At 69.1% G+C, this 9535-nt stretch carries 9 protein-coding genes; 5 read left to right on the top strand and 4 right to left on the bottom strand.

Going from position 1 to position 9535, the window contains the following annotated elements; translation table 11 throughout:
- Nucleotides 1–18: 18 nt before the first annotated feature.
- Nucleotides 19–1773 carry a DEAD/DEAH box helicase gene (locus U9980_RS03625; RefSeq protein WP_416210140.1) on the bottom strand — a complete coding sequence of 585 codons (1755 nt, stop codon included), beginning with the start codon at nucleotides 1771–1773 and terminating at the stop codon, nucleotides 19–21.
- Nucleotides 1774–2176: 403 nt separating this feature from the next.
- Between U9980_RS03625 and U9980_RS03620 the strand changes: the two genes are divergently transcribed.
- Entirely contained in the window at nucleotides 2177–2875 is a 699-nt protein-coding gene (locus U9980_RS03620; protein WP_322766667.1) for a ferritin-like fold-containing protein, read from the top strand.
- Between the two features lie 149 nt (nucleotides 2876–3024).
- Here U9980_RS03620 and U9980_RS03615 read toward each other — a convergent pair whose 3' ends face one another.
- The 3 genes from U9980_RS03615 to U9980_RS03605 all read right to left on the bottom strand — a co-directional run bounded on the left by U9980_RS03615 (nucleotide 3025) and on the right by U9980_RS03605 (nucleotide 4472).
- A complete protein-coding gene (locus tag U9980_RS03615) occupies nucleotides 3025–3252 on the bottom strand; it encodes a DUF3107 domain-containing protein (RefSeq protein ID WP_322766666.1) in 228 nt (75 codons plus the stop codon).
- Nucleotides 3253–3413: 161 nt separating this feature from the next.
- Nucleotides 3414–4097, bottom strand: coding sequence for a TetR/AcrR family transcriptional regulator (locus U9980_RS03610; RefSeq protein WP_322750685.1), 684 nt, complete (start codon nucleotides 4095–4097; stop codon nucleotides 3414–3416).
- A gap of 159 nt (nucleotides 4098–4256) precedes the next feature.
- On the bottom strand, nucleotides 4257–4472 hold the full coding sequence (locus U9980_RS03605; protein WP_322750676.1) for a hypothetical protein: 216 nt from the start codon (nucleotides 4470–4472) through the stop codon (nucleotides 4257–4259).
- Nucleotides 4473–5047: 575 nt separating this feature from the next.
- Between U9980_RS03605 and U9980_RS03600 the strand changes: the two genes are divergently transcribed.
- The 4 genes from U9980_RS03600 to U9980_RS03585 form a co-directional block, all read left to right on the top strand.
- A complete protein-coding gene (locus U9980_RS03600) occupies nucleotides 5048–6019 on the top strand; it encodes a Ku protein (RefSeq protein ID WP_322766665.1) in 972 nt (323 codons plus the stop codon).
- Between the two features lie 234 nt (nucleotides 6020–6253).
- Entirely contained in the window at nucleotides 6254–7426 is a 1173-nt protein-coding gene (moeZ, locus tag U9980_RS03595) for an adenylyltransferase/sulfurtransferase MoeZ (protein WP_322766664.1), read from the top strand.
- 70 nt (nucleotides 7427–7496) lie between these two features.
- Nucleotides 7497–7886, top strand: a complete 390-nt coding sequence (locus U9980_RS03590; protein WP_322748250.1) for an MGMT family protein — start codon at nucleotides 7497–7499, stop codon at nucleotides 7884–7886.
- 173 nt (nucleotides 7887–8059) lie between these two features.
- A partial coding sequence (locus tag U9980_RS03585) for an ATP-dependent helicase (RefSeq protein ID WP_322766677.1) occupies nucleotides 8060–9535 on the top strand: 1476 nt, incomplete at its 3' end.

Here is a 9535-nt window from a genome sequence, read left to right as displayed (position 1 = left end):
TGCCGGTCGCTCTTATTGTCAGGCTGACTCCGCCTGCCGCTCGATCGGGTCGTCCAGCCCACCGGGCAGAGCGACCTCAGCGGTCTGGGTACCGGCGGATCGGCCGCGACCGCCCCTGCGCCGCCGGCGCCGGCGCGGACCCGGCTGGCCGTTCGCCGCGATGCCGTCCTCATCGTCGAGGTCGAGCCCGTCGAGGTCGAGCCCGTCGAGCCCGTGGTGATCGAGATCCAGGTTGTCCCGGTGAACCACTGTGGACGCAACCGTCGCGGGTTCGAGGAACAGGCCGGGAGCCGGGCTCGCGAGCTTCGGCCCCGCCAAGTCCACGTTCGTAAGGTCGTTCGTAAGGTCGTTCGTAACGCCGGTCGTGGCGACCGCGGCGACCGCGGCGCCGGCTCCACGGGTGCGCCGCCGTGGGCGGGCGGCGCGGGGACCGGCGGGCCGATCGGCTCGCTGCTCGGCTGCCGTGGCGTCGAAGCCCTCGCCGGTCCGGCGCTGCCGGCGTCGCGCGCCTCGACCGGTTTCCCCGAGGTCCTCGACCTCCTCAGCTGCCAGCCCGGCGCGGGTACGGGATGCGTGTGGCAGCACGCCGCGGGCATTCGCGGGGATTTCGAGATCTTCAAACAGGTGCGGGGATGTCGAATAGGTCTCGACCGGCGTGTCGAAGGACAGCGCCAGCGCCCGGTTGACCAGGGTCCACCGGGACATGTCGTCCCAGTCGACGAAGGTCACGGCCACGCCGCTGCCGCCGGCCCGGCCGGTGCGCCCGATGCGGTGAAGGTAGACGTTCTCGTCCTCGGGGCACTGATAGTTGATCACGTGGGTCACCCCGCCGATGTCGATGCCGCGGGCCGCCACATCGGTGGCAACCAGAACATCGATCTTGCCGGCTCGGAACGCCCGTAGCGCCTGCTCGCGTTGACCCTGGCCGATGTCGCCGTGCACGGCCGCGGCGGCGAAGCCGCGTCGGGCAAGGTCGTCGACGACCTTGTCGGCGGTGCGTCGCGTCCGTACGAACACTATGGCCAGGCCACGCCCCTCGGCCTGCAGAACCCGAGCCAGAACTTCGATCTTGTCAAGCGCGTGGGCGCGGAAAACGTGCTGACGGATGTCCGGCACGGTGCGACCCTCGTCCGGGCGCTCCGCCGTGACGTGGACGGGCCGCCGCATGAACCGACGGGCCAGCGACACGACCGGACCCGGCATCGTCGCCGAGAAGAGCAGCGTCTGGTGGATGTCGGGGATCTGGGCGAGTATGCGCTCGACGTCCGGCAGGAAGCCGAGGTCGAGCATTTCGTCGGCCTCGTCGAGAACGAGCATGCGTACGGCGGTGAGGACCAGCGCGTTCTGGCGGGCCAGGTCGAGCAGCCTGCCAGGGGTACCCACGACGATGTCCACACCGGTGCGCAGGTCCGCCAGCTGTGGCTCATAGGCGCGACCGCCGTAGACCGAAAGCACCCGCAGGCCTCGGCGTGAGCCGGCCCGGCCGATGTCGGCGGCAACCTGAACGCACAGCTCGCGGGTGGGAACGACCACCAGGGCCTGGGGAAGCCCGGCAGCGCCCTCGGACCGGTTGGTCACGGCCTGCACGAGCGGGATGCCGAAGGCGAGCGTCTTGCCGGTACCGGTGCGGGCCTGGCCGATGAGATCGGAGCCGGCCAGCGCGAGGGGAAGTGTCAGTTCCTGGATGGGGAAGGGGGAGAGGATGCCCTGGTCACGGAGAGCCTCGACAATCTCTTCGCGGACACCGAGGTCTGCGAAACCGGACGTCGGTATCGCGGTTGCGGCTACCGTTTCGTCGGCGTCAGGGAGGTCGATGGGCTCGTCGTGCGGGTGTGTTGTGGTTTCAGTCGAACCGGACAGCGGGATGCTCCTGGTCTGCTATGAGCGGGATCCGACGCTGCACCCGCTCGCGATATGTACCGGCGGGGTCCGCTGACCCGGGGTGGGGCGACGCCCGCTCGGGCCGGGAGTGGCCTTGTCAACCCCCGGCTGATGACAAGGATAACCTGAGGACAGGTCTCTGAGACATGTTCCGACACAATGACCTTCGGCAGGGTGGCCGTGACCCGGGGGACGGGCTGCCGCGAGTGCCTGAGGCAGAAGGTGTTCCGGCGGTGTTCGTTCTGTCGACATATTTCGGGGCAGTTCGAGCCGGACGACGCTGAGGTGATCAGAGATGACGGACAGTACGGGTGTATCCGGACAGGTTGCTGAGACGGTTGCCGATGAGGCTGCCGCGGCCCGGATCGCCGTCATCGATCTGCTGGGGTTGTTGGCCTTCGGTGAGCTGAGCGCGTTCGAGCGCCTTGCCACGGATGCGCGAATGGCGCCCACATTGGTGGACAAGATCGCTCTTGCGCGCATGGCGGCGGCCGAGTTCGCACACTTCGAGGCGGTGCAGGAGCATCTGCTACGGATGGGCGTGGATTCCGAAAAGGCCATGGGGCCGTTCGTGCTGCCGTTGACCCTCTTCCATAACCTCACCGCGCCGGCGGACTGGCTGGAGAGCCTGGTCAAGGTGTACGTCGGTGACAACATCGTCGCCGATTTCTACCGCGAGACAGCGTCGGTGCTCGAACCTGACGCCCGCGAACTGGTCCTCGACGTCCTTGCCGACACCGGGCACGCGGCGTTCGCGGTGGAACGTGTCCGCGCCGCGATCGAGGCCCATCCGATCGTCGCGGGTCGGCTCGCGCTGTGGGCCCGACGGCTGCTTGGGGAGGCATTGACCCAGGCCCAACGGGTGGCGGAGGACCGGGAGGCGCTGACCGGTCTACTGGCCGGGATGGGTGATCTTCAGGCGTTGGCGGACATGTTCAACCGCATCGCCCAGGCACACGCGGCGCGGATGGATGCGCTCGGCTTGTCCGCGTGATGCCGAGGGATCGCACGCATCCCCCGGCATCCCCCGGCATCACCGCATCACCCCGCCGCGGATGCCTGTTCGCACCCGCTCAACCGCTCAGCCGCCGGATGGCAGCAGCTGGCGATCTCCGGTGGCGGTCGGTATCGGCGCGACCGACCTCAGAGCGCGCCGAAGCCGACCCGGCGCGTCTCGGCCTCGGCGATCTCGACGTAGGCCAGCTTCGCGACCGGGATCATGACCCGACGGCCCTTCTCGTCCACGAGCGTGAGCAGGCCCTGCTCCGACGCGATCGCGTCGGCGACCGCCTGGGCCACATCCTCCGGTGACTGGCTGCTCTCGAGGACCAGCTCACGTCCGACGTTCTGGATGCCGATCTTGACCTCCACCAGTGATGACCTCCGCGTTCGATCGACCGATCAGGGCAATCGCGCTTTGGCGCGATCTGTCGCCACCATAGGGCCTGTGCCGGCCGGGGTGGGACGCGGTCGGACTGTGTTCGCTGGAGGCGTCAGGGCTCGCCGGCGGCGTCAGGGCGCTCGCGGCGGCGTCAGCCTTCCTGCTCACCGGCACACCGTGGCGGCACCTGGTCGGTACCGTCGGCGTTGCGTCGCGGGTAGCCGGCGAGCCCTCGCCAGGCGAGCTCGACCATGGTCGCCACAGCGCGCTCCTTCTCCACCGCACCGCCGGTGACCAGCCACCAACGGGCACCTGTCTCGGCGAGGCCCACCAGTCCGATGGACAACAGCTCGGCCTCGGCGGGGCCGACGCCGGTGTCCGCGGCGATGACGGCGGCGATGGCGTTGGCGCATGCGGTGAAGCTGTTCTCCACCCGTTTGCGGACCGCGGGCTCACTGCGTAGATCGGACTCGAGGACGAGCTGGTAGGCCCCGCTCGGATCGTCGACGAAGTCGAAGTAGGCTGCGATCGACCGAGCGATCCGGGTGTGGTTGTCGGTGGTGGAGGCAAGTGCTCGGCGGACGCTTGACACAAGCGAATGGGCCTGTTCGTCCAGCAGTGCCAGGTACAGTTCGAGCTTCCCGGGAAAGTGCTGGTAGAGCACGGGTTTGCTGACGCCCGCACGTTCGGCGATCTCGTCCATCGCAGTCGCGTGATAACCCTGAGCAACAAATACCTCGCGTGCCGCACCCAGCAGCTGGAATCGGCGTGCTGTCCGGGGTAGTCGCGCGGTCTTGCCCGTCCGCGGTTGCGGCGCGGACGGCTCGGCGCTCACCGGTACACCTCCCTCGGTGCCAATTGGCACGCTCACCAGTACTTTCCCACATGGCATGAGGCTGATCGGCGGGTCGACCCGGGCTTGGTCGACGATCCTCAGGTGCAGGCCGCCGGCAGCCCGGAAGAGATCACGACTGCGCAGCCGTCAGCCGGTGGTTCACCGGTACTCGTCCTCGTCCTCGTCGTCCACGACGATGCGCTGTTGCGCCGCGTCGTACTCCGCGACCTCGAGGGGGAACGTCCAGGTGGACGCCGGCGCCAGCCCTTCGCGGGTCGAGACCTCGCGGGCCTGCTCCGCGGCGTCCGCGTCGGGTACGTCGGGGCGGTCGAGAATGTCACGCACATCGAGCGGAAGGTCCGTCGGTGAGCTCATGGCTTCCTCCTGTCAGTGCCTGCGGCCTGTGATCGTCTGTTGGTGTGCGGCGGCCGCGCGGACGCCCTGAAACTTTCCACCTTCGCGCCGGCCGTGCCTGGCAAAGGGGCAAAAAGATCGCCGTGTTCTTCGACTCGGCCCGCTATGTCGCCCACCATGAATACCAGGTCAGCCAGCTGTCGGCAGGACGGGACCTGGTCGGTGGTGACCGGGGGCGAAACCGCCGGGTACGGCCGTGGGGGCGCAGTGCAGGCAGGGCCCTTCCGTAACGGAATGTGCTCGCTTCGGAGTATTTTTGTTACTGATTGCTCCTGTTTCGGTGGGTCGGTCCGCTTGTGTGGGCATCCTCCTGCTGATCGGCGTCTGATCGGCCCGGACCCGGTGTCCACATGCCTGCCTCGGGTTCGTCTTTTGTGCCCATACACCTTCCAAACCCTGCCGCGGTGAGGGAGAATTGTGACACGAGTGTGTTTGTTGTGTATGTATCGTGGCTCGCCGAAGCGAATCGGTGATCTAACGATCATGTCGAGCGGGAAGACCCTTGAACATGCTCCAACTCACGGTAAGGGGCGGGCATGCGGTCGATCTGGAAAGGCGCGGTCTCCTTCGGCCTCGTCTCGATTCCGGTCAGGCTCTACTCGGCCACCGAAGAGCGGGACGTGTCGTTCCATCAGGTGAGACGAGATGACGGGTCCCGCATCCGCTACAAGCGGGTGGCGGCGGTGGACGGCGCCGAGGTGCCGTACTCCGAGATCGCCAAGGGGTACGAGCTGCCGTCCGGGGAGACCGTCGTGCTCACCGACGACGACTTCGCGAACCTGCCGTTGGCGACGTCCCACACGATTGACGTGCTGGAGTTCGTCCCGCTGGCGCAGGTCGACCCGATCTATTTCGCCAAGAACTACTACGTTGAACCCGACCGGACCGGGACCAGGCCGTACGTACTTCTCCGGGACGCGCTCGAGGGGTCGGGGCGGGTCGCGCTGGTCAAGGTCGCCCTACGCCAGCGCGAACAGCTGGCGATCCTGAGGGTCCGGGCCGGGGTGTTCGTCCTGTCGACGATGATCTGGCCGGACGAGGTCCGTGCCCCGGAGTTCCCGTTCCTGGTTGATCAGGTCGACCTCCGCCCGCAGGAACTGACCATGGCGCAGGCGTTGATCGACACGCTGTCCGCCGACTTCGACCCGACCCCGTACACCGACGGGTACCGCCAGGCGCTCCAAGCCGTCATCGAGGCGAAGGTGTCCGGGAACGAGATAGTGACGCCACCCGGCGAGGGACGGCCCGCCAGCGCCGCGGGTGACCTGATGGCTGTTCTCGCCGCCAGCGTGGAGGCGGCGCGCAGGGGCAGGGAGGGTGTCCCGGCGGGCGCTGGCCCCGATCCGGGCCCGGCGGCGAACGGCGCCGCGCCCGATGGCGCCGCGCCCGATGGCGCCGGGGACGCGGGAGCCGGGCGGAAAGTCGCGGGCAGCCGGAGCACGCGGGCGAAGAAAGCCGGGACAGCGGCGACGTCCACAGGTTCGACGGTCCGTCACCGGACCGCCTGACATCGTTGCGATCATATCCGGGTGGGGGCGGGGAACATCCCCGCCCGCCCGCGCGCTGGGATGGATGGCGTTCCCGTCACGAGGGCACCGCGTCGATCCCGTACAGCGGATCCCGGACGAGTGCGTCCGTCGCCTGCGACGATGGGAGGCGACGATGGTGTCGGATCTACACGGATCCATACCGGATGTACGGCGGATGTATGGATGTCGCCGCTGTGACCGCGAGGAGAGATCGTGTCCCTGCCGCCCCTGGTCGAGCCCGCGGCCGACCTGACCATTGACGAGGTCCGCCGGTACTCCCGGCATCTGATCATTCCGGATGTCGCGATGGATGGCCAGAAGCGGCTGAAGAACGCGAAGGTGCTGGCCGTCGGTGCCGGCGGGCTTGGTTCGCCGACCCTGATGTATCTGGCCGCAGCCGGGGTGGGAACGCTCGGCATCGTCGATTTCGACACCGTGGACGAGTCCAACCTGCAGCGGCAGATCATCCACGGCCGGTCGGATGTGGGACGGTCCAAGGCGCAGTCGGCCCGGGACACCGTCCTGGAGATCAACCCGTACGTCGACGTGGTCCTGCATGAGACCAGGTTGGACACATCCAACGTCATGGAGATCTTCAGGCGGTACGACCTGATCGTGGACGGCACGGACAACTTCGCCACCCGCTATCTGGTGAACGACGCCTGCGTGCTGCTCGGCAAGCCATATGTCTGGGGCTCGATCTACCGGTTCGACGGGCAGGCGAGCGTCTTCTGGGCCGAGCACGGCCCGTGCTATCGCTGCCTGTACCCTCAGGCACCCCCGCCGGGCATGGTGCCGTCCTGCGCCGAGGGTGGTGTCCTCGGCGTCCTGTGCGCGTCGATCGGGTCGATCCAGACGACCGAGGCGATCAAGCTGCTGACGGGGATCGGCGAGCCGTTGGTCGGTCGTCTCATGGTCTACGACGCACTTGAGATGAGCTACCGTTCGATCAAGGTGCGTAGGGATCCGGAGTGTGAGCTGTGCGGCAAGAACCCGACCATCACCGAACTGATCGACTATGAGGCCTTCTGCGGCGTCGTCTCGGATGAGGCCCAGCAGGCGGCGGTCGGTTCGACGATCCTTGCAGCAGAGCTGAAGGACTGGCTCGACCGCGGCGAGCCGATCGAGCTCGTCGACGTCCGGGAGCCGGCCGAGTGGGAGATCGTCCGCATTCCGGGGGCGCGCCTCATCCCCAAGGGTGAGCTGCCGGCGCACCTTTCCGAGCTGCCGCAGGACCGCCGGGTCGTCGTCTACTGCAAGAGCGGTGTCCGCTCGGCCGATGCGCTGGCGACGCTGAAGGCCGCGGGGTTCTCCTCGGCGGTGCACGTCCAGGGTGGTGTGACTGCCTGGGCGACCCAGGTCGACAAGTCCCTACCGGTGTACTGAGAAGCTGCTTGCGGCCTTCCGGCCGGGCGGTCCGCGCCCGGCCGGCCCTGGCGGTTGGTGAGGTGTCGCGATGGTCGGGGACGAGCTGCGGCACCAGCCGCCGCTCAGTGTGTCAGCGGGGCTCGCCACCCGGATCGTCATCGGCGGCCGGCCGAGCCCGTACGCGATGACCGTCCTTGCGGCGGTCACGCGCATTCCCCGCGGCAAGGTGATGACCTACGGCGATGTCGCCGAGTATGTGGGCGCGGGGACGGGCCGAACGGTCGGCGCGGTGCTCTCCCGCCATGGTCATGATGACGACATCCCCTGGCACCGGGTGATCCGCTCCACCGGCGCACCGAACCCGAGCGCCCCGGACGAGGCGTTGCGACGGTTGGCGTCCGAGGGCACGGTGCTGCGTCCCGGCGGGGAGCGGGTGGATCTGGGCGCGGCCCGCTGGGACGGCCGGACAACCCCCTGACAGGCTTCGAGCGTCCGAGGGTGGGACCGTCCGGTTCTGTCGGTGGCGCATGGTGTGCTGTGCGCGTGACAGTCCACCAGGATCGGGTGAGCGCCCACCAGGGCACGGCCGGGGTTCCCCGGCTGGCGGCGCGGGCGGTCCCGACCGCGGTTGGTCCGCCGGCATATCGGCTCGTGCGGACCCCGCCGGCGCGCCCGCGCCCGCCGGTCCTCGACGCCGACCAGGCCCGTGTCGTCGATCACACCGGCGGTCCGCTGCTCGTCCTGGCCGGGCCGGGTACGGGTAAGACGACCACGATCGTCGAGGCGGTGGCCCGGCGGGTGGAGGACGGGCTCGACCCGCAGTCCATCCTGGTGCTCACCTTCAGCCGGCGGGCCGCCCACGAGCTGCGCGAACGCATCACCCGACGGCTGCGCGCCGCCGTCGGCGCCCCGTTGGCCTGGACCTTTCACGCCTGGTGCTATGCCGTTCTACGCCTGGGCCGACCGGCCGACCCAGGTGGTGTGTCGCCGAGACTGCTGTCCGGGCCCGAGCAGGACACCAAGCTTCGTGATCTTCTTGCCGGGACGGTGGAGGTCGGCCGGCCGCGATGGCCGGCCCCGCTCGCGGGCTGTCTCACATCCCGGGGCTTTGCCGAGGAGGTACGGGCCATGCTCGCCCGGGCCCGTGAGGTGGGGCTGAGCCCGGACGCGCTTGCCGCACTGGCTCGGCGGACCGGTCGGGATGACTGGGCCGCGATGGCGACCTTCTACGCCGACTACCTCGACGCGCTTGATCTCGAAGGGATGATCGACTATTCCGAGCTGGTCCAGCGGGCCGCCGCGGTCGCCGAAGGCGACGACGTCGGTGCTGACCTGCGTCGCCGTTATCAGGCTGTCTTCGTCGACGAGTACCAGGACACCGACCCCGCGCAGGAGCGGCTGCTGCGGGCCGTCACCGGGGGTGGTGGCGATCTCGTCGCCGTCGGCGATCCGGACCAGTCGATCTACGGGTTCCGCGGGGCGGAGGTGCGCGGGTTGTTGGCGTTCCCGACCCGGTTTCCCCGCGCGGACGGGCTCCCGGCCGAGGTGGTGGCCCTGCGGCGCTGCCGACGGCTGGGGCCGGTGGCGCTCGCCGTCAGCCGGCAGATCGCCAGCCGTATCCCCGCGACCGGTCTGCCCGCCCAATACCTGCGCGCACATCGGGATCTGATCGCGGCCGGCGGCGAAACCGGGTCGGGAACCTTCGAGGCACGCCGTGCGGAACGTGTTGAGGCCCGGACGTACACATCCGAGGGCTCTCAGGCCGAAGGCATTGCCGACCTGCTGCGCCGGGAGCATCTGGAGAACGGCACCCCGTGGGACCGGATGGCGGTGCTGGTGCGCAGCGCGGCCCGGTCGGTGCCCCCGCTGCGGCGGATGCTCACCGCCGCGGGCGTGCCGGTCGAGGTGGCAGGCGATGAACTGCCGCTGGCCCGCGATGGTGCGGTCGCGCCGCTGCTGCTGGCGCTGCGCTGCGTCGACAACCCCGGCCGGGAGCTGACCGCCGAGGCGGCCCGGACGTTGGTGACCGGTCCGCTGGGTGGTGCCGACCCGACCGCCTTGCGGGCGCTGGGCCGTGCATTGCGCGTGATCGATCGTGCCGTGATCGATCGTGCCGTAGTCGCCACC

Source organism: Protofrankia sp. Cr1 (assembly GCF_963555865.1).
In the GTDB taxonomy this organism is placed as follows: Bacteria; Actinomycetota; Actinomycetes; order Frankiales; family Frankiaceae; genus Protofrankia.
Note: the sequence above shows the minus strand (reverse complement) of the source record. Positions and strands in the feature narration are given on the sequence as shown.

Excerpts from the sequence above, each read along its gene's own strand:
- U9980_RS03620 (WP_322766667.1), top strand. The coding sequence starts at position 2,177 with ATGACGGACAGTACGGGTGTATCCGGACAGGTTGCTGAGACGGTTGCC.
- U9980_RS03605 (WP_322750676.1), bottom strand. The coding sequence starts at position 4,472 with ATGAGCTCACCGACGGACCTTCCGCTCGATGTGCGTGACATTCTCGAC.
- U9980_RS03600 (WP_322766665.1), top strand. The coding sequence starts at position 5,048 with ATGCGGTCGATCTGGAAAGGCGCGGTCTCCTTCGGCCTCGTCTCGATT.
- U9980_RS03590 (WP_322748250.1), top strand. The coding sequence starts at position 7,497 with ATGGTCGGGGACGAGCTGCGGCACCAGCCGCCGCTCAGTGTGTCAGCG.